The sequence below is a fragment of the Actinomadura sp. 9N407 genome (assembly GCF_044326315.1).
Lineage (GTDB): Bacteria > Actinomycetota > Actinomycetes > Streptosporangiales > Streptosporangiaceae > Spirillospora.
The window spans coordinates 254814-278106 of record NZ_JBIRAW010000003.1 but is presented as its reverse complement, the minus strand read 5'-3'; the positions used below and the strand labels follow the sequence as shown (position 1 = coordinate 278106).

The window sequence follows — 23293 nt, the reverse complement described above, 5'->3', positions numbered from 1 at the left end:
TGTAACGTAACCGCCGTGCAGCAGCCGCGGAGTGAGCTCGTCGAGTTGTCGGACGTCATCGACGCGAGGTACGGCGGTAAGGCTCTCGGTCTCGCGGAGCTGGCCGCCGCCGGTTTCCCGGTGCCCGCCGCCTTCGTCATCGCGAACGCCGCCGCCGGCGTCCTCCCCGTCGAACTCGAAGCGCGCTACGCCCGGATGGCCGCCTCGGCCGAGACGGGCGCGGTCGCGGTGCGTTCCTCGGCTGCGGGCGAGGACGGACTCGAGAGTTCCTTCGCCGGCCAGTACGAGACGGTCCTGGGCGTGCACGGGTACGACGAACTCCTCGCCGCGATCCGGCATTGCGCGGCCGGGGCGTCCGCGGAGCGAGCGGCCGCCTACCGGCCGGGCGCCGGGATCTCCGGCGCGATGCACCTCGTGGTCCAGGAGATGGTCGACGCGCGCGCCGCCGGTGTCGTGTTCACCGCGGATCCGGCCGGCGGCAGGCGGGACCTCTGCGTGGTCGACGCGGTTCCCGGCCTGGGTGAGTCGCTGGTCGACGGCTCCGCGAGCTCGGACCACTACGAGGTCGACCGCGCCGGGCAGATCATGGATCGCCGGATCGCGTCGAGTCCGGCACTCACCGATGACGAGGTGATGGCCGTCGTGGCCGGCGCCCGGGCCGCGGAGGCGCGGTGGGGGATGCCTCTCGACCTCGAATGGGCGATCGACCGGACCGGCGAGATCCGCTGGCTTCAGGCACGGCCGATCACCACCCTGCCCGGGGACCTGAACGAGATGGACAGCACGGTCGCGGGCGAGGACCACGTCTACACCCGGTGCAACATCGGCGAGATGATGCCCGGTGCCTTCTGCCCGCTCACGGCGTCCGTCAGCGGCCAGGCGATCGAGTACGCGATGCAGATGGTCCAGGTCGCCGGCGGTTTCCAGGACTCCTACCACGAGGACCGCTGGCTGCAGCTGGGCTACTTCTCAGGCCACCTGTTCCTCAACATGACCGAAGGCACGGCCCTGAGCTCGGGGATCCTCGGCAACTCCCTCGAGCAGTACTCGCTCTCGATCGCGGGCAGGGTCGTGGACGAGCTGGTGCCGAAGCCGCCGAAGCCGCTCGCTCGCCGCCTGGTCAACACCGTCCGGCTGACGACGTTCGCGCTCTCGGCAGGGCGCGCGATCCGCCGCCTCGACCGCGAGCTGGCACGCTTCGAGGCGCCGTCCGCGGCGGAGCCGGCGGCTCTGCTCGCAGAGCTCGACGCGGGGATCGAGCTCTACAACGAGGCCACGCTCACCCACGTCCGGTCCTCCTCGCGGTCCGCCGTCGCCGCGAACGTGCTCGAACAGACGGTGATGCGCGAAGCGATCCGTGCGGGCCGGAGCGAGGACGAGGGCCGTTCCCGGGCCGCCGCGATGATGGCCGGCGCCGCCGACGTCGAGAGCGCCGTCATGCTGGAGCATCTGGACGACGTGGTGGGCCGCCTGGCCGGGGACCCGGCGGCGGCCGAGGCGTTCCTCGAACGGGATGCGGCCGAGGCCGTGACCGGGCTGACCGGAGGCACCGGTCCGATCAGCCGCACGTTCAACGAGTTCCTGCGGCGCCATGGCCACCGGGGCTACCGGGAGCTGTGCATGCGCGATCGGTCCTGGCGGGACGACCCCGACGGTCTCGGCACGATCATGCAGGCCATGCTCCGTGCCCGCCTGAGCGCCGGCGACACCGTCCGGCCGACTCCGGCATCGCCGCAGAAAGGCGTTTCCCGGACCGTGCGGATGATGGCCCGGCTGGCGCGGGCCGGGGCACGCGGACGTGAGGCGACCAAGTCGCGAATGGTCCAGGTCGCCTACCTGCTCAGCCGTGGCTATGGCCTGCTGGGCGAGCGGCTGGCCGCGACCGGGCGCCTGCCCGATGCGGACCTGGTGTTCTTCTTCGCCCGATCGGAGCTGCCGGCACTGGCGGGCACCGGCGACGTCCAGGACCTGGTCGACCGCGCCTCAGGACGACGGGCGGCGCTTCCGTTCCAGGCCCGGCTCGAGTTCCCGGACGTCTCCGTCGGCAAGCCCGTTCCGGCCAGGCTCGAGCCCCCGGAGGGCAGCGAGGACGGGGTGATCGTCGGTCGTCCCGCGTGCAGCGGGGTCGTGGAGGGAATCGTCCGGGTCGCGACGACGGTCGCGCAGGCTCGGGAACTGCACCCCGGCGAGGTCCTGGTCGCGCCCGTGACGGACGTCGGCTGGACGCCCTACTTCACGCTGATCGCCGCGCTCGTCACCGACATCGGCAGCTCGGTCTCCCATGGTGCCGTCGTCGCCCGCGAGTACGGACTGCCCTGCGTGGTCAACACCCAGGGCGCCACCCGCGTGCTCCGCACCGGCGACCGGGTCCGGGTCGACGGCGACCGCGGCACCGTGACGCTGCTGGACCGCGCCCCCGTTCCGTCCCCGCCCACCACCGCATAGTCCTGGAGGTCTCACATATGCCCGAGGTGCCCGGCGTCTTCCCGCTCGACGAGTTCCCGATCCACCAGATCCCCGCCCCCATCGAGTGGGTCGGCAGCGACCGTAACTTCTACGACCGGTCGTACTGGAACGCCCACGACCGCACCGGCGACCTCATGATGATCACCGGGATCGGCTACTACCCGAACCTCGGTACCAAGGACGCGTTCTTCCTCCTTCGGCGCGGCGACGAGCAGACGGCACTGCACTTCGGGGACAGGCTGGACAGCGACCGGCTCAACCAGCACTGCGGCGACTACCGGATCGAGGTCATCGAGCCGCTCAAGACGTCACGGCTGATCATCGAGGAGACCGAGGGCATCTCTCTCGACATGACCTGGACCGGGCTCTTCCCCGCGATCCCCGAGCAGCGGCACATCATGCGCGCCGGCGGTCATCGCGCGACGCTCGACGCCCAGCGCTTCGCCCAGGTCGGATCCTGGGAGGGCAGCCTGGTGGTCGACGGCCGGGAGTACGACATCACCCCGGACACCTGGCGCGGCACCCGGGACCGCTCCTGGGGCATCCGGCCGGTCGGCGAGAGCGAGCCGGCGGGCGCGCCCGGGGAACCGCCGTTCGACGGAATGTGGTGGCTCTACGCCCCGATCGCCTTCGACGACTTCGCGATGATCATCATCCTCCAGGAGGAGCCCGACGGGAACCGCATCCTCAACGACTGCCACCGCGTCTGGCCGGACGGACGGACCGAGCAGCTCGGCTGGCCACTCGTCACCACGACCTATCGACCCGGGACTCGCACACCCCTGACCGGCACCCTCGGTCTTCGCACCCCTGACGGGACCGACGTCCTCGTCGAACTCGAGTCGCTCCTGCCTCTCGCCATCCACGTCGGCGGCGGATACGGCGGCGACTCCGACTGGGCACACGGCCAATGGCGGGGTGAAGGGTGGAGCGAGCGCGTCACCTACGACATGACCGCCCCGGAGATCGTCGGCCGCGTCCCCTTCGGCCTGACCGACAGCGTCGGACGAGCGGTCTGGCGCGAGGAAGGCAAGGCCCCACGCGAAGGGTGGGGGCTGTACGAGCACGGCGTCATCGGGATCCACCGGCCCTCCGGATTCCACGACTGGCTCACCAATGCCCCGTGAACTCAGTACGTACGTCCCCATTCGGATCGTTCACAGCTGCGCGGCGATCAGGCCCGCCAGGCACAGGCCCGCGGTGACGATCGCCAGGGATGCCATGGCGTACCGCGAGATCCGGTTCGGTCCCCGTCCAGTGATCATGTAGAGCAGGGCCCAGGGGAGTGGTACGAGGAAGAAGACTCCGAGCGCCGGTACGGCGGCGGCCGCGAGCCGGCCCTTGAGGTCGGCGGGACGTGCGCGGTCACCGTCGTCCTGGAGTCGTGCGGGGAAGCTCTCGCCCTCGTCCGATTCCGGCGGGAGATGGACGTCGGCCGTCGGGGCGGCCCGGTGATCGCTGGGCTGGAAGCTTCCCCGGCACTCGACGTAGTCGTCGGTTCCGGAGGTGTGCTCGGTGCATCGTTCCACGACGGCCGTGCCGGCCTGGCCGGTCAGGCCGAACGCGAGCCGCAGATCCGTGATGGAGAACAGGACGGGCATCAGCCCGATGGTGAGCCATAGGCCCAGGAGCACGAGAACACCGACCGGACTGGTCCTGCCGGAGTTCTTCGCGGTCGATCGCGACATTCGGCTTCCCTTCGAGGTCAGGGGAGCCGATGAGTACGACGCGCCGGAACGTGGTCGGGTTCGGGGCCGGCCGGGGGCGGCCGCCCGCACTGTAACCTAGCGCTTGTTAGGTAACGCTTGGAGGAGACCGCATGCCGTTCGTCCTGGTCGACAAGCCGCGACCGCACGTCACGCTCATCACCCTCAACCGCCCCGAGCGGATGAACGCCATGGCGTTCGATGTCATGGTCCCGTTCAGGGAGGCGCTGGAGGCGGCCGGTCGCGACAACGACACCCGCGCCATCGTGGTCACCGGCGCCGGGCGCGGCTTCTGCTCCGGCGCCGATCTGGAGTCGGCGGGCCGTATCCCCGGCGTCGAGGGGCTGACGGTCCCCACTATTGCCCTGCGTTCCATGGAACTGCTGGACGACGTGGTCCGCGCGATGCGCCGTGCCCACCAGCCGGTGATCGCCGCGGTGAACGGACCGGCGATCGGCGGCGGGCTGTGCCTGAGCCTGGCCGCCGACATCAGGCTCGCGGCCGACGGCGCGGTGTTCCGCGCGGCGGGGATCAACAACGGGCTGACCGCCAGCGAGCTCGGGCTCAGCTACCTGCTGCCGCGCGCGATCGGCTCGTCCCGGGCGTTCGAGATCATGCTCACCGGACGGGATGTGGACGCGGTGGAGGCCGAGCGGATCGGGCTGGTCTCCCAGGTCGTCCCCGGCGACGAGTTGCTGGACTCCTGCTACCGGCTGGCCGAGCGGATCGCCGGGTTCAGCCGTCCCGGAGTGGAGCTGACCAAGCGGACGCTGTGGTCGGGACTCGACGCGGGGAGCCTGGACGCGCACATGGGCCAGGAGGGCCTCGGCCAGTTGTTCGTGCGGCTCACGACCCGCAACTTCGAGGAGGCCGTCCAAGCACGCAAGGAGAACCGGCCCCCCGATTTCCAGGACTGACAAACCGATTCGAATTCTCGTCGATCGAGCCGCGGGTGGTCGGCGGCGCAAGGATGACCCGGCCGGTCTGCCCCTTGCGTCCTGTTCGCCTTCCTCGTCCTGACCCGGTTCGGGGAGCGGTACGTGGCGTGGGGCCGGGCGATGTCCGCCGTCGCGGTCATCGCGCGGTGGACCATGATCGGATTCTGTGGCGCCGTACCGGCCGGGGGAGTGGTCAGGCGATCAGAATCCCGTTAAGGTCATGACCTGGTGTGCCGGGAAGTCTGGTCGGCGAGTCCTTACCGAACCTCTCCCGGAGCCCGCCGATGAACACCCTGCTCACCGCTGACGCGGCGTTGCCCTCGCCGGCCGTGCCGTTGTCCGTCCGGGCCGACCGCATGATTCCGTCGACCGCGACGGTCCGCTGCACCCACCCGTTACCGGGTGTGCCGTGCCTCGCTGGAGCCGCCGCGGACCGCCGCCATCCGGATATCGGCGGGGCCGGCGCGCGCGGCGGCGGCCCCGCCGGGTGCCGAACGCCCTCGCCCCTTTCGATGCCCATCCGCGGTTAAGCCGGGCGAGTGTATGGAGAACGATGCCTGCAAGGAAAACGGAAGATCCGGAATCGCCACGCTCTCATGAGTTCGGACGTTTCAACGGGCGGCGCGGCACGGCTCTCAAGTTGTCGCCGTTGCTGGCCGCGTTCTGGCTGGCGATATCCGGGCACTACACGCCGCTACTGCTGACGCTCGGAATACTGTCCGTGGTGCTGGTGATGTGGGTGGTATTGCGAATGGACGTCGTCGATGACGAGAGCCTTCCACTGCGGCTGCTGCCGCGCATACCCGGCTATTGGCTGTGGTTGGGCGGACAGATCTTCGTGTCGGCGTTCACGGTCCTTCGTCTGGTGTGGTCACCGCGGCGCAAGCTACGTCCCGTCATTGCCACCGTGCCGGCCGATGACCTGTCGGATCTGTCGAAGGTCGTCTACGCGAACTCGATCACATTGACGCCGGGCACGCTTTCGCTTTCGTTGCACGAAAAGGTCATCGAGGTCCACGGGATCGAGCAGGAGGGCATCGAGCAACTGCGAGAGGGCGCGATGCTCGAACGGGTCAGGGACCTGGAGGGCCGCTGATGCTCATCGCGGCCGTCATCGCCATCCTCGTGGCCATGGTCCTGGCCCTCGCCAGAGCGTTCCTGGGCCCCCGGCTTTACAACCGCATTTTGGCGATCAACGTATTCGGCACGAAGACCGTCCTCCTCATCGCGGTGGTCGGGACGATCTCCGGCCGGCCGTACCTTTTCGAGATCGCGCTACTCTACGCGCTGGTCAATTTCATCACCACCATCGCCGTGCTGCGGCTGACCCACGTCGACGAAGTGTGGGCGGGGATGGACGAGGGAAAGGCGCAGTGAGCATCTCCCTACTCATCGATCTCGCCGGCGGCGCACTGGTGCTGGCGGGTTGTGTGTTCGTGCTCTCGGGCGGTGTCGGCCTGCTGCGCTTTCCGGACTTCTACACCCGGACGCACGCGGGCAGCCTCGCCGACACCGCCGGAGCGATACTCCTGATCTCGGGCCTGCTGCTGCGGGTGGAGGGCTGGGAGAACGTGATCCGGCTGCTGCTGATCCTGATGTTCATGATGCTGACGGGCCCGACCGCCGCGCACGCGCTCGCCCAGGCGGCCCGCCGGGACGGTGAGCGGGCGCTGCCCGAAGGCGAGGGCCGGCACTGATGTCCCTGCTGGTGCTGATGAACATCTCACTGTTCGCGCTCCTCGTGGCGACCGCGCTCGCGATCAGCCGGCTGCGCGCCCTCTACGAGGCGACCATGCTGACCGCGCTGGCGGGCCTGCTGTCGGCGAGCCTCTTCGTGTCGATGGACGCGCTGGACGTGGCCATCACCGAGGCCGCCGTCGGGGCCGGGATCAGCACGGTGCTGTTCCTCGGCGTGCTGGCGCTCACCCGCTCGCGCGAGGCGGTCACCCCCCGCCGCAGGCTCTGGTCGGGTGGGGCCGTGGCGGTGCTGCTGGGCGCCACGCTGATGTACGCGAGCCAGGACCTGCCGCCGTTCGCCGAACCGGGCAACCCCGTACAGACGCATCCGGTGAGCAAGACGTATCTCGAGGATTCACAGCAGGAGATCGGAATTCCGAACACGGTCACATCCGTACTGGCCAGCTATCGCGGCTACGACACGCTGGGAGAACTGGTCGTGGTGTTCACCGCGGGAGTCACGGTCGCGCTCCTGCTGATGCGGACGCGGCGGCGCGGCGAGGACGACGAGACGAACGAGAACACGCTGAGCGAATACCGCATTCTCCGCGTCGCCAGCAAGATATTGATGCCCTTCATCTTTATCTTCGCCTGTTACATTCTCTTTCACGGGGACTATGGGCCGGGCGGGGGATTCCAGGCGGGTGTGATCTTCGCGTCGGGATTCGTCCTGTACGGTCTGGTCTTCGGCTTCAAAGGCGTCGGGCGCGTGCTGCCGTGGCCGGTGCTGCTGGGCCTGCTGCCGGTCGGTGTTCTGCTCTATGCCGGGCTCGGCGTCGTGAACATGGCACTGGGCGGCTCGTTCCTCGACTACGGCACGCTGGTTCCCGACCATCCCGCGGAAGGCCAGCATCTCGGCATCCTGGTGATCGAGACCGGGGTGGGGATCACGGTGGCGGCCGTGCTGATAGCCATCTTCTATAGCTTCACCAGCCGCGGGGCGCCGCGGTGACCGGCGACCACTACATCTACTGGTTCTCGTTCACCATGATGGTCATCGGTCTGTACACGGTGATCAGCCACGGCAATCTGGTGAAGAAGCTGATCGGCCTGAACCTCTTCCAGATCGGCGTGTTCATGTTCTATATCGCCCTCGGCAAGGTCAAGGGCGGCCAGGCGCCGATCATCGAGAAGGGTGTCGAGACGTACTCGCATCCGCTGCCGCACGTGCTGATCCTCACGGCGATCGTCGTCGGTATCGCCACCACCTCGATCGGGCTGGCGCTCACGGTGAGGATCTTCGAGGCCTACGGCACGATCGAGGAGGACGAGGTCATCGAACGGGACAACGTCGATGAACGGGACAACGTCGACGACGAGCCGGCGCCGTGACGGCCCACCTGCCTGCGCTGCAGGTCGTGATCCCGCTGCTGTGCGCTCCGCTGTGCGTGCTGTTCCGTTCCCGGACGGCCGCCTGGCTGCTGTTCCTGGTCGCCGCGGCGTCGGCCCTGGCCTGCGCGTCGGTGATGGCCTGGCAGGTCGCCGGGGGCGAGGTGCTCCGGTACGCGATGGGCGGCTGGCAGCCGCCGGCGGGCATCGAGTACGTGATCGACAGGGCGAACGTGCCGGTGCTGCTCCTGGTGTCGGCGATCGGCCTGGCCGTCGCCGTCTACAGCCGGCCCAGCATCGCGGCGGAGATCGAGGCGCCCCGGGTCCCGATGTTCTACGCCTGCCTGTGCCTGAACCTGACCGGCCTGCTCGGCATCGCCGCCACCGGTGACGCCTTCAACGCCTTCGTCTTCCTGGAGATCACCTCACTGTCCTCGTACGCGCTGATCGCGATGGGACGGCGCAGGCGGGCCCTGCTGGCCTCCTTCCAGTACCTGATCGTGGGAACCGTCGGGGCCACGTTCCTGCTGATCGGCATCGGGCTGGCCTACGCCGTGACCGGCACGCTCAACATGGCGGACCTGGCCCAGCGGCTGCCGGAGATCTACGGCAACCGCGCGCTGGCCGCGGCGGTCATCTTCGTGTTCGTCGGGCTGGCCATCAAGATGGCCCTGTTCCCCCTGCACGCCTGGCTGCCGGACGCCTACGCGGAGGCGCCGTCGGTCGTCGGCATGTTCCTGGCGGCCACGAGTACCAAGGTGGCCATCTACACGTTCCTGCGATTCGCGTTCAGCGTCTTCGGGACGGCACTGGTCTTCGGAAGGATGCCGATCGCCGAGATCGGCCTGGTGCTGGCCTGCCTGGCGATGCTGATCGGATCGGCGGTGGCCTGCTTCCAGCAGGACTTCAAACGCGTGCTGGCCTGGTCGAGCATCGCCCAGATCGGCTACATCGTCGCCGGTTTCAGTCTCGCGACCGCCGACGGCCTGACCGCCGCCTACCTGCACATGATCAATCATGCGGTGATCAAGGGCGCGCTGTTCGCGGTGGCCGGCATCCTGCTGCTGCGGCTCGGTTCGGTACGGCTCTCGGCGATGGCGGGGCTCGGCCGGAGCATGCCGTGGACCTTCGCCGCGATCGTGGTGGCCGGGCTCGGGCTGGTCGGCCTGCCGCCGACGGCGGGGTTCGTCAGCAAGTGGACGCTCGCGCGAGCGCTCATCGAGGCCGGGTACTGGCCGGTCCTGGTGGTGATGCTGGTCAGCTCCCTGCTGGCCCTGGTCTACATCGGGCGGGTCATCGAGGTCGGCTGGTTCCGCCGCGTCTCCGAGCCGGTGACGGTCGCGAGACCGCCGTCGTCCATGGTCGCCGCCACCTGGGCCCTGGTCCTGCTGTCACTGCTGTTCGGCCTGGCTCCCGGCTGGCCGACGAGTCTCGCCGAAGGTGCCGCCGCCGCACTTCTGGGAGGCGGCAAGTGAGCGTCCAGAGTGCGACCTGGCTAGCGTCCGGCAACGCGCTGGTCCTGCCGGTCGCGGTGACGGTGCCGCTGCTGGGCGGCCTCGGGGTGCTCGCCTTCCGGCGCCGTCCCGCCTTGCGCGAAGCGGCCTCGCTGGTGGCCGGCGTCGCGGTGGCGGCACTCGTCCTGTCCCTGTGGCCGGTGGTCGACGAAGGCCTGAGCTTCCGGCTGTGGGACTGGCTGCCGGGCATCTCGCTGGTGTTCAAGCTGGAACCCCTCGGCCTGCTGTTCGCGACCGTGGCCGGGCTGCTGTGGCCGATCACGACGCTGTACGCGATCGGCTACATGCGCGGCAACCTGCAGCGGCACCAGACCCGGTTCTACTTCTTCTTCGCCCTGGCCATCGCGGCGGCGCTGTGGATCGCGTTCTCGGGGAACCTGATCACGCTGTTCATCGGGTACGAGATCCTGACGCTGTCGACCTGGCCCCTGGTCACCCACGCGGGGAACGAGCAGGACAAGCGCGCGGGACGCGTCTACCTCGGGCTGCTGCTGACGACCTCGATCGGCCTGCTGCTTCCGGCCCTGGTCTGGACGTCGATCCTGGCCGACGGCACCGAGTTCACGGCCGGCGGGATGCTGGAGGGCAAGGCGGGTACCGCCACCCTGACCGTGCTGTTCGCCCTCTACCTGTTCGGCATCGGGAAGGCGGCGCTGTTCCCCTTCCATCGCTGGCTGCCCGCCGCCATGGTCGCGCCCACGCCGGTGTCGGCTCTGCTGCACGCGGTGGCGGTGGTCAAGGCGGGCGTCTTCACGGTGCTCAAGGTCTCGGTCTACGTCTTCGGCATCGACACGCTCGACGTCACCGGCGCCGCGGCGCCGATGATGTGGGTCGCGGCGTTCACCCTGCTGGGAGCCGGGATGATCGCGATCACGCGCGACAACCTCAAGGAACGGCTGGCCTACTCGACGGTGAGCCAGCTCGCCTACATCGTGCTCGCGGCCACGCTGGCCAACGACATCGCCGCCGCCGGCGGCGCGCTGCACATCGCCACCCACGCGGCCGGCAAGATCACCTTGTTCTTCTGCGCCGGTGCCATCTACACCGCGGCGAACCGGACGCACGTCAGCGAGCTGGACGGGCTCGGCCGCGCGATGCCCTGGACCTTCGGGGCCTTCCTGGTCGCCTCGATCTCGATCATCGGCCTGCCCCCACTCGGCGGTGTCTGGAGCAAGTGGCTGCTGCTGATGGGCGCGGCCGACGCCGGGCAGAGCGTGATGCTCGTGGTCCTGCTGGTGGGATCGCTGCTGTCGCTGGCCTACCTGATGCCGATCCCGGCCCGGGCGTTCTTCCGCCCGCCCGCCGAGCGGATCGACCACGGGGAGGCGTCCTGGACCCTGGTGCTGCCGCTGGTGCTGACCGCGCTGGCCTGCGTGGTCCTGTTCTTTGGAGTCGATGCGGTCATCGCCCCCCTCAACCAGGTCTTGGAGCTGCCATGAAGGACGATCGCCGCTGGCTGGACGAGCCCCGCAACGTGGACCGCATCGTCTACGGCCTCTACACCGCCTGCGCTCTGGCGTTCCTCACGGACCTGCTCTACACCAAGCACGCCTTCTTCGATATCGAGAACGTCTTCGGTTTCTACGCCCTCTACGGCTTCGTCGGCAGCGTGACCCTGGTGCTGGCGGCCAAGCAGCTGCGCCGGGTGCTGATGCGCCGCGAGGACTTCTACGAGCAGCCGGAGCGGACCGACGATGACGATTAATCCGGCGCTGCTGCTGATCCTCGGCGCGTTGCCGGTCCCGCTGCTGAACGGCCGGGCCCGCGCCGCGTGGATGCTGCTGCTCCCGGCCGCCGCGATGGTGGTGCTGTGGACGCTGCCCGAGGGCGTCCACGGCGGCTTCGATGTGCTCGGCCTCGCGCTGAACCCCCTGCGGGTGGACGCTCTCGCGCGGGTGTTCGCGACGGCCTTCCTCGTCGCGGCGTTCATCTCGGTTGTCTACGCCCTGAACCTGCGCGACCGCGTGCAGCAGACCGTGATCCCCGTCTATGCCGCGTCCGCGGTCGGCGGGGCGCTCGCGGGCGACCTGATCACGCTCTTCGTGTTCTGGGAGCTGGCCGGGCTGTCCTCGGTGTTCCTGATCTGGGCCCGGCGTACGGAGCGCGCCTACCGCGCGGGGATGCGCTACTTGGTCGCGCAGGTCGCCTCCGGCCTGCTGATGCTGGGCGGCATCGTCCTGCACGTGCAGTCCGGAGCCGGCCTGGAGTTCGGCTTCATCGGCCTGGGCGATCCCGGCGGCCTGCTGATCCTGCTCGCCGTCGGGATCAAGTGCGCCTTCCCCGTCCTGCACGCCTGGCTGCAGGACACCTATCCGGAGGCCACCGTCGTCGGCACCGTGGTGCTGTCGGCGTTCACCACCAAGTTCGCGATCTACGTTCTGGCGCGCGGCTTCCCCGGTACCGGGGAACTGGTGTGGGTCGGCGTGGCGATGGCCTGCTTCCCGATCTTCTACGCCGTGATCGAGAACGATCTGCGCCGGGTGCTGGCGTACAGCATGATCAACCAGCTCGGCTTCATGGTCGCCGCGATCGGGGTCGGGGGCGCGCTCGGGGTCAACGGCGCCGCCGCGCACGCGTTCGCCGACATCCTGTTCAAGGGACTGCTGTTCATGAGCATGGGCGCCGTCCTGCTGCGCACCGGGACGGCCAAGGGCTCGGAACTGGGCGGGCTCTACAAGTCCATGCCGCAGACCATGGTGCTGTGCGTCATCGGGGCGGCGTCCATCTCCGCCTTCCCGCTCTTCTCCGGATTCGCCACCAAGTCGATCATCATGGAGGCCGTCTCGGAGGAGCATCGCACCGTCGTGTGGCTGCTCCTGCTCTTCGCCTCGGCCGGGGTCTTCCACCATGCCGGAATCAAGATCCCCTTCTTCGCCTTCTTCGCCCACGACCGGGGACACCGGGTCGCCGAGGCTCCGCTGAACATGCGGCTCGCCATGGGTCTCGCCGCGGCCGGTTCCATCGCCATCGGAGTGGCACCGAACCTGCTGTACGGCCTGCTGCCGTACGAGATGGACTATTCGGCGTACACGGTGCCCCACGTGGTCAACCAGATCCAGCTGCTACTTCTCGCCTCGATGGCCTTCACCGTTCTCATGCGGACCGGGCTCTACCCGCCCGAACTGCCCTCGGTGAACGTGGACGCCGATGTGGTCTATCGCCGCTTCCTGCCGCGCGCCTGGCGCACCGGAGTACAGGGGACGACGCGCGTACGGGACCAGGTGACCAAGCCCCTGCAGCGGCGGGCCGATCGGGTCCTCGCTCTCGCCTCCCGGCCCCTGAAAGCGCGGGGGTGGCTGGGAACGCCATGGCCGACCGACGTCATGGTCTTGTGGGTGGCCCTGCTCCTCGGCCTCTTCCTCCTGGTCTCGCTGCTCTGACACGGGGCCGCGAGTGCGCGTTTCATCGCAGGTCGCGCCGGCAGAAGCGGACGACGCCGAGGGTGAACAGAACGGCGGTGAGGGGAAGCGGGCCCCACAGCGCGACCATGCTGGGGCCGTCGGCGAGGATGTTGCCGTCCAGGTACCACGACCACGGGCTGAACCCGCGTACCGAGCCGCCCGCGCCATCGGCGGTGAGCAGATTCTGCATCAGGTAGCCGGTGACCGCGACCGCGGCGCTCACCGCCACCGCCGGCCCCGGACGCCCCGTCGCGGCGCCGATCGCGAACGCCAGCGTGGTGTGGATCAGCGCGAGTCCCAGCAATGCCGCGCACGCGCCCGCCAGGGCCGGCGGTGAGATGTCCTCCAGCACGCCGAACATCGGCCCCATGACCACCAGAGCGATGGCGAAGGCCCCCACCACGATCACCAGCTGGACCAGGACGGCGGCGTAGCGCTCGGCGGCCACGCGCCGGCGGGTGACCGGGTTGGCCAGCATCGGTTCCAGTGCCCCCTCCTCCTCGGCACCAGCGATCGCACGGGCTCCCGCGCCGATGCCCAGCACCAGGACCAGGACCGGCAGCAGGGTGGCGAACAGCCGGGCGTGCAGGAAGCCCGCCGGTGAGGTCAACGGCACCCCTGCCTGGTATCCCACCATCGTCCGGACCGTTTCGGGCAGCCCGGCCACCAGGTCGTCGATGGACGCCTGCTCTTTCAGCGACGGATACAGCGAGACGGTGAACAGCACCAAGGACGCAACCGCGACCGTCCACCAAACCAAGGCCCTGCGGCGATCCGCCAGCAGGCGCAGCGCGACGGTCATGGCCGTACCCGCCCCTCGGACGCCGCGACCGGCTGGTCGGCGGCACTGGAGTCCCGCTGGTAGTAGCGCAGGAACACCTCTTCCAGATCGGCCTCGTGGGTGACGACCCGCAGCACCTCCAAGGGCGCGGCGGCGCTGATGGCAGCGGCCGCCGATCCCTCCACCACCAGCCGCAGCAACGTCCCCGCGTCCGCGGCACCCGGCCGGGGCGGCACCACCTGGGCCTCGACGACGCCCGGCACCTCGGCGAAATCCGATGAAGCAGGCCGGCGCGCCACGTACAGGTCGATGCGCTGGCGAGCCTGCAGGCGTAGTTCATCGACGGTGGCGACCGTCACCAGGCGGCCCTGCCGCAAGATCGCCACCCGGTCGGCCAGCACCTCCACCTCGGGCAGTACGTGGCTGGACAGCAGAACCGTGGCGCCCTCGCCGACCAGTTCCCGTACCAGGAGCTGGAACTCGTGCTGCAGCAGGGGGTCCAGGCCCGAGGTCGGTTCGTCCAGGATGAGCAACTCGGGGCGGTGCGCCACCGCCGCCACGATCCCGACCTTGCGTCGATTGCCGGTCGACAGTTCCCCCACGCGGCGCCCCGGGTCCAGGCCGAACCGGTCCAGCAGTTCCGCGACCCAGGCGCGATCATGCCCACCGCGCAGGCGTCCATAGAAGGCGAGCAGATCGGTGGCCGTGTAGCGGGGATCGACGCGCAGTTCGGCGGGCAGGTAGCCGACGCGGGCCCGGACGGCCGGATCGGCACCGGATCCGCCCAGCATCTCCGACATGCCCGCGGTGGGACGCAGGAAGTCCAGCAGCAGCCGGATCGTGGTCGTCTTCCCGGCGCCGTTGGGCCCCAGATACCCGAAGACCTCCCCGCGCGACACCTCGAGATTCAGATCCTGCAGGGCCCGGACCCGGCCGAAGTGCTTCGTCAGTGCTGTGGTGAGGATCGCTGCGTGCGCGTCCATGGCGCCTCCGAAAGCCGTTGCGGACAGAGCCGCCGACCAGGCTTCCCGGCACACCTGAGCGGAACGTACACCCGCACCACCTGATCCGCCAGGGCCTCCATGAGCCGACCCGGGTTCCGAGGCAGCCTCTCTCGAGAGGTACGGCGCAGTCCCGGCCGGTCGGGTCCGCGTCTCTTCGTGGCCGAGTTGCGAGGAGGCCTTCCCAACGGTTGTTTGGGCCCTTATGATCCGACCACCCCATCGCCGTGCGTGGCCGATCGAAAGGGTTATGAGGGCATGACCGACCAGGACGCACCAGGCCTGCAGCAGGCGGGTCCAGCAGACGGAGGCGGAAGCCGCCTCGCCACGAACAAGCTCGGAGTCGCGGGCATCGTCTTCTTCGTCGTCGCCGCGGCCGCCCCCTTGGTGGGCATGACCGGCGCCGTCCCCATCGCCATCGTCGCCGGCAACGGCGCCGGAGTGCCCGGCGCCTACCTCGCCGTCGGCCTGATCCTGCTGGTCTTCAGCATCGGCTACGCCGCGATGAGCCACCGGGTGACCAACACCGGAGCGTTCTTCGCCTACGTCGGGCGCGGGCTCGGCGTCGCGCCGGGTGTGGGATCGGCCTTCGTCTCCCTGCTCGCCTACGTGGCGATCCAGCTCGCGGTCTTCGGCTTCTTCGGCGCCACCATGGCCGGGCATATGAACGCCGAACTGGGAATCGACCTGGCCTGGTGGGTGTGGGTTCTGATCGCGTGGGCGCTGGTGACGGGCCTGTCGGCGCTGAGCGTCGACATCGGGGCCAAGGTGCTCGGCCTGCTCATGGCCCTCGAAGTGCTGGCGCTGGCGATCGTGGCCGCCGCGGTGCTGCTGCGGGGCGGAGGCCCTGACGGTCTGTCGCTGGGCTCGTCCTTCTCGCCGGGCAGCGTCTTCGCGGGCGGTTTCGCGGGCTCGGCGGGCATCGCGCTCACCTTCGCCTTCGCGTCCTACATCGGGTTCGAGGCGACCGCCATCTACGGCGAGGAGACCAAGGACCCCAAGCGCAGCGTTCCCCGCGCGACCTACATCGCCGTCTCGCTGATCGCGCTGCTGTTCGCCTTCACCGCCTGGGCCGTGGTCAGCGGCCTCGGCAGCGGCGACGTCGTCGCGCGTGCCGTCGAGCTCTCGACCGTGGACGGGACGCCGCTGGCCAATCCCGCCGCGGTGCTGTTCTTCGTCGCCGGCGAGTACGTCGGCGGCTGGCTGGCCACGGTGATGAGCTGGCTGGTGCTCTCCAGCCTCTTCGCGGGACTGCTCGCCTTCCAGAACAGTGCGGCCCGCTACTTCTTCTCCATGTCGCGCGCCGGGGTGCTGCCCGCCGTCCTCGGCCGGGTCAACGGGCGCGGCGCGCCGGCGTACGGCACCGCCGCCGTCTCGGTGATCTCGCTGCTCGTCGTCGTGCTGTTCCAGATCACCGGCCGCGACCCGGTGCTGCACCTGTTCACCTGGTTCAGTGCCCTGGCCGTGCTGGCGATCGTGCTGGTCGAGGTGCTGGTCTCCGCCGCCGTGATCGTGTACTTCCGCCGGCAGGCGGAGGCGGCGAGCCCCTGGAGCACCCTGGTCGCGCCCGCCGTCTCCATCGTCGGCCTCGTGCTCGGGATGTACCTGCTCGTCTCCCGCTTCGGCCTCCTGGCCGGGACCGCGGCGGAGGGCGTCGACCCCGCGACCCAGTCGTGGGGCCTGTCGGCGCTGGGCTGGTTCCTGGTGGCGCTGCCCTTCCTCGTTCTCGCCGCGGGGACGGCCGTAGGCGCCGCACGGCGTGGGAAGGAGAAATCCCAGGCGATGGCGGACCTGGTGAGCTGAGGGGCCGATGAGGCGGCGTCCTCGCGGCTGCATGTGCCGGGCTTCGACCTGACCCTCATACGGTCGCCGTGGGGGTCAGGTCAGGCGCGGGGCCTGCGGCCTGAACGGCGGGGCGGCGGCGGCGACTCCGCCCGCAGGACGGCCCGCCGCTCCTCGCCCTCTTCCTCCAGGTGCTCGATGACGGTCCGGAGCGACTCCGTCAGCGCCTGGCCCTGCGGGCGCGAAAGGCGCTCGACCACGAACGCCTCCTCGGCGTTGAACGCCGGGAACAGCTCCTTCATCAGGGCGTGGCCCTTGTCGGTGAGCCGGAGCAGGACGCGGCGCCCGTCGGTGGCGTGCGAGACGCGCTCGAGCAGGCCGCGTCCCTCCAGCGTCCTGGCCACGCCGGTGAGCGTGCCCTTGGAGATGCCCGCCTCCTCGGCGACGTGCCGGGTCTCCATGTCCTCCCAGATCCACACCACCCACAGCACGACGAACGCCGTCCAGGTCAGATCGGCGCCGCGCAGCACGGACGCCTCGAAGTGCTGCCGGATCGCGGCGGCCGCGCGGTAGATGTTGGACACCGCCATCATCGCGTCGTGGCGCACGGGCGCGCCGCTGAGCTGCCGCTCTATGGCCTGCTCGGTCTGTCGCAGAGTGTGATGGCCGGTCACGTTCGTCCCTCCCGATGGGCCGGCGCAGACCTCTTCCCGCCGGCTGCATGCGAATCTACCGCCGGCCCGACTCCATTCGGTCCCGTACGAAATCCCTCCTTGCGGATCTTGACAGTTCGTTTGATCCCGAACATTCTGTGGTGATGATGGAGACTCCGCGCTTCGTGCTCGTACTGAGCGAGAATTGGACGATGACCAGCGGCCGTGACCTGCCCGCCCTGGTCCGCTGGGCACGGGAGGCCGAGGACGCCGGGTTCGACGCCGTCATGGTCAGCGAGCACATCGTCCTCGGCCCGGACGCCGGTGCCGACGGCGTCATGCGCAATCCGCGGGAGTACGCGCTGCCCGGCAACCAGGATCCGCACACGCCATGGCCGTCCTCACTGCTGCTCCTCGCGGCGATCGCGTCGGTCACCTCGCGGCTGAGGCTGGCGGCGGCCGCGGTGATCGCGCCGCTGCGGCACCCGCTCGCGCTCGCCCGCGATCTCGGCACCCTCGACCTGCTCTCCGGAGGCCGCCTGGTCGTCCAGCCCACCGTGAGCTGGAGCCGCGACGAGTACGCCGCGCTGGGGGTGCCCTTCGAGCAGCGGGGCGCGCTGCTCGACGAGCAGCTGGAGATCTGGAGCCTGCTCTGGCAGGGCTCCCCGGTCTCCTACCGGGGGCGGTACTACGGCTTCGAGGACGTGTACTTCGAGCCACGCGCCCACCGGCCCGACGGTCCCCGCATGTGGTTCGGAGGCCGTCGGCTGCACGACCGGCTGCTGGACCGCCTGGTGCGCCATGGCCACGGGTTCCACCCGCTGGGCAGGCCCGCTCCCGAGGAACTCGCCCGGCTGCGGTCGGCCATGGGCGACGCGGGCCGCGACGGGACCGCCCTGGAAATGGTCGGCGGAACCCGCCCCGTCTTCCCCGGCGACCGCTCCTGCGCCCCGCTGGCGCCCGCGCTGGAGAGCATTCCGGGGCAGCAGGCCGAAGGATTCACCACGTTCTGCATCAAGCCTTCGCAGTTCATCGACGACCCGGACGACATCGGCGCCTTCTGCCGCGAGGTCGTCAGGCGGTCCGAAGCCCTGGTAGGCCTGTGAGAGCCGGAAACGAAGCAGGACCGCGGCGGGCTCCGTCCGTCCACCACGCCCGGGACAGCGGAAGGAGCGTCCATCGTGCGAGCACTCGTCATCCAGCATGATCACGTGACGGAGCCGGGACATGTCGGGGCCCGGCTCGCCGAGCGCGGGTACGATCTCGTCCCCGTGACGGTCGTGCCCGAGGCCAGGTACCACGCACCCGACGTGACGTTCGACTTCCCCGAGGCCGGCGGCTGGGACCTGATCGTGTCCCTCGGCGCGCCCTGGTCGGTGTACGACGACACGGCCGTCGGCAGCTGGCTGGACGGCGAGCTGGCACTGCTGCGGGAGGCCCACCGCCTCGGCGTCCCCGTGCTGGGCGTCTGCTTCGGGGCCCAAGCGCTCGCCGCGGCCCTCGGCGGCGCGGTGGAGGCCGCCCCGCGCCCGGAGATCGGCTGGATCGAGATCCAGAGCGACCGTCCTGACCTGGTGCCGCCGGGGCCGTGGTTCCAATGGCACTACGACCGCTGCGTGCTGCCGCCCGGGAGCGTGGAGCTGGCCCGCAACTCCGCATGCCCCCAGGCCTTCCACGTGGGACGAAGCCTCGGAGTGCAGTTCCATCCGGAGGTCACGCCGGCGATGGTGCGGGGATGGCTCGAGCTGGCCGAGCCAGACGAGCTGCTGCGGCACGGCGTCGACCCGCGCCGGCTGCTCGAACGCACCCTGGAGATGGAGGCCGGTGCCGGCGGGCGCGCCGGCCTGCTGGTCGACGGCTTCCTCGATCAGCTGGCGTGAGCGGCCCCGCCCCCCGCCGCGTCAGCGCTTGGGCGGCCGGATGCCGCGGAACTCCCAGTCGCCTCCGAGCGCGGTGGAGACGACCTGTTCGGACGACGTGGGCTGGGCGCCGACGTCCGCGCGGATGGGAGCCGGTCCGGTGACGATGTGGTTGGTCAGGCGGCCCAGCCCTTCGACCTCCACTTCGACGACGTCGCCGGGCTGCACCGGGCGGGAGTTCGCCGGAGTGCCGGACAGCAGGACGTCGCCGGGGTGGAGCGTGATGGTGCGGGCGATGTCGGCGACGAGGTAGTGCATGTCCCACTTCATCTCGTCGGTCGAGCCGTCCTGGACCACCTCGCCGTTGACGTACGTCCGTAGGCGCTTGCCATGGAAGTCCCAGTCGGTGACCAGACCGGGGCCCAGCGGGCAGAGGGTGTCGGAGCCTTTGACGCGGAGCATGGAGCCGGCGTCGGTGTCGCGGAAGTCGTGCAGGCCGTAGTCGTTGGCGATGGTGTAGCCCGCGATGTACGCCCCTGCCTCGTCCGGGGAGATGTTCCGGGCGGTCCTTCCGATGACGACGCCGACCTCGCCCTCGTAGTTGAGCCATCGGCAGCCCTCGGGGCGGACGACGGCGCCCTTGTGGGAGTTGAGTGCCGAGACGGGCTTGTGGAAAAAGGTGGGGGCGGCGGGAAGCTCGGCCTGGAACTCCTCGACGCGGCTGCGGTGGTTGAGGTGAACGGCGATGATCTTCGTCGGCTGGACCGGAGGCAGGTGCCGGGCATCGCCGGCCTTGACGCGCCGTCCGTCGCCGGCGACGAGTTCATCGCCTTCCCGGACGACCTGGACGGTGGCACCGTCCAGGAGGATGCGGCGGTACTCGGTCATGTCAGGCCTCCTGGGGCTGGCTGTGCGGGGATGCGGGCGGGGTGGCGGCGGTCCAGCCGCCGGCCGGGCGGTCGAACCAGAGGTGGACCTGCCCGGTGCCGATGGAGTTCTCGTACGCGCTGTACTGGCGGCCCCTGGCGGTGCAGGCCTGCTCGCCGAGGGCGCCCGCCATCATCAGGTAGTGGGAGAACCTCGCCTCGGGCTTGAACTTCCAGAACTCGTCCATCGTCTGGAGCACCTTGTCGTGACGGCCTTCCTTGAACCAGGCGATCCGCCGCAGGTCGGCCTCGCGTGCCTCGGGGGTGAAGATGTGGAGGGGGTCACTGGCCTCATGGTCCCGCAGTTCGCGCAGTGGCCAGAAGGTGTGGGAGAGGGCACCGGACGCGATGACCAGGACCCTGCGCCCGGGAGTCGCCGCGATGCCGTCGGCCAGGGCCCGGCCCAGGCGGAGATGATCCTCCATGTCACCGGTCTGGCAGACGCCGATGGTCAGCCAGCGCTTGTCCGGGAGTCCCTCGCCGAGGTACTTCCACAGGTTGACGGTGGCGTAGTAGATCGGCAGGTAGGCGTCGTCGATCGGGGTGATCCAGGTCCCGTGGGCGTCGGCGAACGAGGCGATGGCGTGGGCGAGTTCGGGGTCGCCGGGGAAGTCGTACGGCATCCGGCACATGCCGCGGGGCAGTTCCTCGGAGGTGAACAGGCCCGCCCGCCGGTCCTGGGCCGTCAGGACGAACTCGACGGTGGTGGCCCAGTGCGAGTCCAGCACGACGACGGTGTCGTAGTCGTCGCGCTCGAAGACCTCCTCGCGGAGCCGCCGGAGACCGGTGACGAGGGTGATCTCCTTGCCCTCGTTGAGCTCCCGCCTCTCGTCCTCCGGCAGGACGATGGTGGGGACGTGGGCGAGCAGGCCCGCCCCGACGATCTCACCCATGGGGCTGCCCGCTCCCGGGGGCGGTCACGGTGTTCTTCATGTCGCAGTAGAAGTCGAAGCTCCAGTCGCCGCCCTCACGCCCGACACCCGACAGGCGGGATCCGCCGAAGGGCGCGCGGAGGTCCCGGACGAAGAAGCAGTTGACCCAGACCGTGCCCGCCACGAGCCGTGCGGTGACGCGCCGGGCCCGCTCGGGGTCTCCGGTGGCGACGGTGGCGGCGAGGCCGAAACGGGTGTCGTTGGCCAGGGCGATCGCCTCGTCCTCGGACGAGAAGGTCTGCAGGGTCAGGACGGGACCGAAGACCTCCTCCTGGACGATCTCGCTGTCCTGGCCGACGCCGGTGAGGAGGGTGGGCCGGTAGTAGAGGCCGCCCAGATCGGTGTCGGGCCCGCCGCCGATCACGGCGCGCGCACCGGCCGCGAGGGCTCGCCGCACGAAGCCGTCGATCTTCTCCACCTGGCGGGAGTGGACGTTTGGCCCGATGTCGGTGGTCTCGTCGCGAGGGTCGCCCTGCCTGAGTGCCGAGGCCTTCTCCGTGAAACGCCGCGTGAACTCCTCGGCGGCCGTTTCCTCGACGAGGATCCGGGTGGCGGCCAGGCAGACCTGCCCGGCGTTGTCGTACTGCTCCACCGCCAGGTCGGCGGCCAGGTCGAGATCGGCGTCCGCGAAGACCAGCAGCGGCGATTTGCCGCCGAGTTCGAGGCTGAGCGGGGTGAGGCCGGCCGCCGCCGATGCGGCGATGCGCCGGGCGGTCGGCACGGACCCGGTGAAGCTGATCCGGCGCACGTCCGGGTTCGAGGTGAGGGCGTCACCGATCTCGGCGCCGAGACCCTGCACGACGTTGAGCACTCCGGCCGGCAGGCCCGCCTCGGCGGCGATGTCGGCGAGCAGCGAAGCGGTCAGCGGGGACCACTCGGCGGGCTTGAGGACCACCGTGTTCCCGGCGGCCAGGGCGGGGGCGACCTTCCACGTGGCCAGCATCAGCGGGGCGTTCCACGGGGTGATGAGAACGCTGGGGCCCGCCGGGTCCCAGCTGACGTGGTTGGTGTGACCACGGGTCTCGAAATCCTCGTGTCCGAGTCGCAGCGACCAGTCCGCGAAGAACCGGAAATTGTGCGCGACCCGGGGCATCACGCCCCGGCGGTGCGAGCGAAGGAGGGCACCGTTGTCATGGGTCTCGACGATCGCGAGGTCTTGGAGGCGCTTCTCCACGCCGTCGGCGATGGCGCGGAGGAGGCGGGCGCGTTCGGTGCGCGGTGTCGCGGCCCAGCCGGGGAAGGCGGCCTTCGCGGCGGCCACGGCGGCCGCCGCCTCTTCCCCTCCGCCCCGGGAGATCTCCCCGAGGCTGCTCCCGTCGATGGGGGAGAGGTCGGTGAACGTCTCCGCGGAGGGCACGCGCCGTCCGCCGATCCAGTGCCGGGTGTCGACGGCGACCCCGGCCACGGTGGTGATGTGCTCGGTCATGTCCGGCTTCCCAATCCTGTCGAGAACGTAGGGGTCATCGGTCGCCCCGGCCGCGGGCCTCCAGCAACCGGCCGCCGTCCCAGACCACCCCGACCTGGCGGTAGTACGCGGCGATCGGCTCGCGGACCTCCAGCCGGGACAGCTCCTCGGTGGGGGCCTCGAACAGTTCCAGTTCCGCGTCCCCGGTCCACGGCCCGCCGCCCTCGAAGGACGCGGCGCCGGATTCGATCAGCTCGTCGAGAGCGAGCCCGCCGTCCTTCTCGATGGCGGGGAGCCAGCGGTGGTGTGCCATCGGATGGCCGTTGACGAAGCCGTTGGTCTCCGCGGGCTCGCGCAGGGTGACCACCGCCTGGGCCAGTCGCCGGTCCGCTGCGGCCAGGGTCGCGCCGAAGCGCGCTCCCGCCTCGATCCGGGGGGCGGGTCCGAACGGGTGCGGCCGGGTCTGATGGATCGAGCCGAGCTTCTTCGGGTACCCCTGGTGCAGCCCGCGGGCGATCGCGAAGTCCTTGTCGACCCAGATGTAGACGCACCGCGAGTAGGTACGCCCCTTGTAGGAGCAGCGGACGACCGCGAACGCCTCTTTGTACTGGGAGCGCACGGGGTCCAGCAGTTCCGCCTCGCCCGCCGCGCAGGACTGCCAGTCGGCCCAGATCAGCGCCACGGCGCCCGGGTCCTCGGCGGCGGGTTCCAGAGGTTCGGGCAGCAGCTCGCGTACCCGGGCCGGGTCGGTCCGGTATTCGACGGTGAGCAGATCACCGGAGTAGAGCCAGGGCGGGGACGGGATCAGCGACGACGCGCCGCTGGCCGTCTTGGGAACGAAGAAGCCTCGAGGACCGGTCATG

The 23293-nt window shown here is 70.1% G+C and carries 23 protein-coding genes; 15 read left to right on the top strand and 8 right to left on the bottom strand.

Annotation, left to right across the window (positions count from 1 at the left end; all coding sequences use genetic code 11):
* Positions 1-15: 15 nt before the first annotated feature.
* Both ACH34Q_RS06750 and ACH34Q_RS06745 read left to right on the top strand, forming a co-directional pair.
* Positions 16-2445 carry a PEP/pyruvate-binding domain-containing protein gene (locus ACH34Q_RS06750; RefSeq protein WP_395981882.1) on the top strand — a complete coding sequence of 810 codons (2430 nt, stop codon included), beginning with the start codon at positions 16-18 and terminating at the stop codon, positions 2443-2445.
* Positions 2446-2462: 17 nt separating this feature from the next.
* A complete protein-coding gene (locus tag ACH34Q_RS06745) occupies positions 2463-3593 on the top strand; it encodes a hypothetical protein (RefSeq protein ID WP_395981881.1) in 1131 nt (376 codons plus the stop codon).
* Between the two features lie 30 nt (positions 3594-3623).
* Here ACH34Q_RS06745 and ACH34Q_RS06740 read toward each other — a convergent pair whose 3' ends face one another.
* The gene (locus ACH34Q_RS06740; protein ID WP_395981880.1) at positions 3624-4154 is read right to left on the bottom strand and encodes a hypothetical protein; all 531 of its coding nucleotides are present in this window, start codon (positions 4152-4154) and stop codon (positions 3624-3626) included.
* Between the two features lie 131 nt (positions 4155-4285).
* On the opposite strand from ACH34Q_RS06740, the gene ACH34Q_RS06735 reads away from it, so the two are divergent.
* The 10 genes from ACH34Q_RS06735 (at position 4286) to ACH34Q_RS06690 (ending at position 13070) form a co-directional block, all read left to right on the top strand.
* A complete protein-coding gene (locus tag ACH34Q_RS06735; protein WP_395981879.1) occupies positions 4286-5089 on the top strand; it encodes an enoyl-CoA hydratase in 804 nt (267 codons plus the stop codon).
* 574 nt (positions 5090-5663) lie between these two features.
* Complete coding sequence (locus ACH34Q_RS06730; protein ID WP_395981878.1) at positions 5664-6206, top strand: Na+/H+ antiporter subunit E; 543 nt, start codon at positions 5664-5666, stop codon at positions 6204-6206.
* A complete protein-coding gene (locus ACH34Q_RS06725) occupies positions 6206-6487 on the top strand; it encodes a monovalent cation/H+ antiporter complex subunit F (RefSeq protein WP_395981877.1) in 282 nt (93 codons plus the stop codon). The genes ACH34Q_RS06730 and ACH34Q_RS06725 overlap by 1 nt, the downstream gene beginning before the upstream one ends.
* A complete protein-coding gene (gene mnhG / locus ACH34Q_RS06720) occupies positions 6484-6807 on the top strand; it encodes a monovalent cation/H(+) antiporter subunit G (protein WP_395981876.1) in 324 nt (107 codons plus the stop codon). Before ACH34Q_RS06725 ends, mnhG begins: the two co-directional genes overlap by 4 nt.
* On the top strand, positions 6807-7799 hold the full coding sequence (locus ACH34Q_RS06715; protein WP_395981875.1) for a DUF4040 domain-containing protein: 993 nt from the start codon (positions 6807-6809) through the stop codon (positions 7797-7799). The genes mnhG and ACH34Q_RS06715 overlap by 1 nt, the downstream gene beginning before the upstream one ends.
* Positions 7796-8179, top strand: a complete 384-nt coding sequence (locus ACH34Q_RS06710; protein ID WP_395981874.1) for a cation:proton antiporter subunit C — start codon at positions 7796-7798, stop codon at positions 8177-8179. The genes ACH34Q_RS06715 and ACH34Q_RS06710 overlap by 4 nt, the downstream gene beginning before the upstream one ends.
* Positions 8176-9651: a monovalent cation/H+ antiporter subunit D family protein gene (locus tag ACH34Q_RS06705; RefSeq protein WP_395981873.1), complete on the top strand. Its 1476-nt coding sequence runs from the start codon at positions 8176-8178 to the stop codon at positions 9649-9651. The genes ACH34Q_RS06710 and ACH34Q_RS06705 overlap by 4 nt, the downstream gene beginning before the upstream one ends.
* On the top strand, positions 9648-11129 hold the full coding sequence (locus ACH34Q_RS06700) for a proton-conducting transporter membrane subunit (RefSeq protein WP_395981872.1): 1482 nt from the start codon (positions 9648-9650) through the stop codon (positions 11127-11129). Before ACH34Q_RS06705 ends, ACH34Q_RS06700 begins: the two co-directional genes overlap by 4 nt.
* Positions 11126-11395 carry a hypothetical protein gene (locus tag ACH34Q_RS06695; RefSeq protein WP_395981871.1) on the top strand — a complete coding sequence of 90 codons (270 nt, stop codon included), beginning with the start codon at positions 11126-11128 and terminating at the stop codon, positions 11393-11395. The genes ACH34Q_RS06700 and ACH34Q_RS06695 overlap by 4 nt, the downstream gene beginning before the upstream one ends.
* Positions 11385-13070: a Na(+)/H(+) antiporter subunit D gene (locus ACH34Q_RS06690; RefSeq protein WP_395981870.1), complete on the top strand. Its 1686-nt coding sequence runs from the start codon at positions 11385-11387 to the stop codon at positions 13068-13070. The genes ACH34Q_RS06695 and ACH34Q_RS06690 overlap by 11 nt, the downstream gene beginning before the upstream one ends.
* A 22-nt stretch (positions 13071-13092) precedes the next feature.
* Here the strand turns inward: ACH34Q_RS06690 and ACH34Q_RS06685 are convergent, their stop codons facing one another.
* Entirely contained in the window at positions 13093-13893 is an 801-nt protein-coding gene (locus ACH34Q_RS06685; protein ID WP_395981869.1) for an ABC transporter permease subunit, read from the bottom strand.
* Positions 13890-14855 carry an ABC transporter ATP-binding protein gene (locus ACH34Q_RS06680; RefSeq protein ID WP_395981868.1) on the bottom strand — a complete coding sequence of 322 codons (966 nt, stop codon included), beginning with the start codon at positions 14853-14855 and terminating at the stop codon, positions 13890-13892. Before ACH34Q_RS06680 ends, ACH34Q_RS06685 begins: the two co-directional genes overlap by 4 nt.
* A 276-nt stretch (positions 14856-15131) precedes the next feature.
* Here ACH34Q_RS06680 and ACH34Q_RS06675 point away from each other — a divergent pair, with 276 nt between their 5' ends.
* Positions 15132-16676 (top strand): APC family permease, encoded by a 1545-nt coding sequence (locus ACH34Q_RS06675; protein WP_395981867.1) that lies wholly within the window; start codon positions 15132-15134, stop codon positions 16674-16676.
* Positions 16677-16756: 80 nt separating this feature from the next.
* Here ACH34Q_RS06675 and ACH34Q_RS06670 read toward each other — a convergent pair whose 3' ends face one another.
* On the bottom strand, positions 16757-17329 hold the full coding sequence (locus tag ACH34Q_RS06670; RefSeq protein ID WP_395981866.1) for a MarR family winged helix-turn-helix transcriptional regulator: 573 nt from the start codon (positions 17327-17329) through the stop codon (positions 16757-16759).
* A gap of 143 nt (positions 17330-17472) precedes the next feature.
* On the opposite strand from ACH34Q_RS06670, the gene ACH34Q_RS06665 reads away from it, so the two are divergent.
* Both ACH34Q_RS06665 and ACH34Q_RS06660 read left to right on the top strand, forming a co-directional pair.
* A complete protein-coding gene (locus ACH34Q_RS06665) occupies positions 17473-18414 on the top strand; it encodes a TIGR03619 family F420-dependent LLM class oxidoreductase (protein ID WP_395981865.1) in 942 nt (313 codons plus the stop codon).
* A 75-nt stretch (positions 18415-18489) separates the two neighbouring features.
* The gene (locus ACH34Q_RS06660; protein WP_395981864.1) at positions 18490-19188 is read left to right on the top strand and encodes a type 1 glutamine amidotransferase; all 699 of its coding nucleotides are present in this window, start codon (positions 18490-18492) and stop codon (positions 19186-19188) included.
* Between the two features lie 21 nt (positions 19189-19209).
* Here ACH34Q_RS06660 and ACH34Q_RS06655 read toward each other — a convergent pair whose 3' ends face one another.
* Genes ACH34Q_RS06655 through ACH34Q_RS06640 form a run of 4 tightly spaced genes read right to left on the bottom strand, consistent with a single transcriptional unit; the run spans position 19210 to position 23292 of the window.
* Entirely contained in the window at positions 19210-20055 is an 846-nt protein-coding gene (locus ACH34Q_RS06655) for a fumarylacetoacetate hydrolase family protein (RefSeq protein ID WP_395981863.1), read from the bottom strand.
* A gap of 1 nt (position 20056) precedes the next feature.
* Positions 20057-20986 carry a 3,4-dihydroxyphenylacetate 2,3-dioxygenase gene (locus tag ACH34Q_RS06650; RefSeq protein ID WP_395981862.1) on the bottom strand — a complete coding sequence of 310 codons (930 nt, stop codon included), beginning with the start codon at positions 20984-20986 and terminating at the stop codon, positions 20057-20059.
* On the bottom strand, positions 20979-22451 hold the full coding sequence (locus ACH34Q_RS06645; RefSeq protein ID WP_395981861.1) for an aldehyde dehydrogenase: 1473 nt from the start codon (positions 22449-22451) through the stop codon (positions 20979-20981). The genes ACH34Q_RS06650 and ACH34Q_RS06645 overlap by 8 nt, the downstream gene beginning before the upstream one ends.
* A gap of 34 nt (positions 22452-22485) precedes the next feature.
* On the bottom strand, positions 22486-23292 hold the full coding sequence (locus tag ACH34Q_RS06640) for an acetoacetate decarboxylase family protein (RefSeq protein ID WP_395981860.1): 807 nt from the start codon (positions 23290-23292) through the stop codon (positions 22486-22488).
* Position 23293 lies beyond the last annotated feature (1 nt).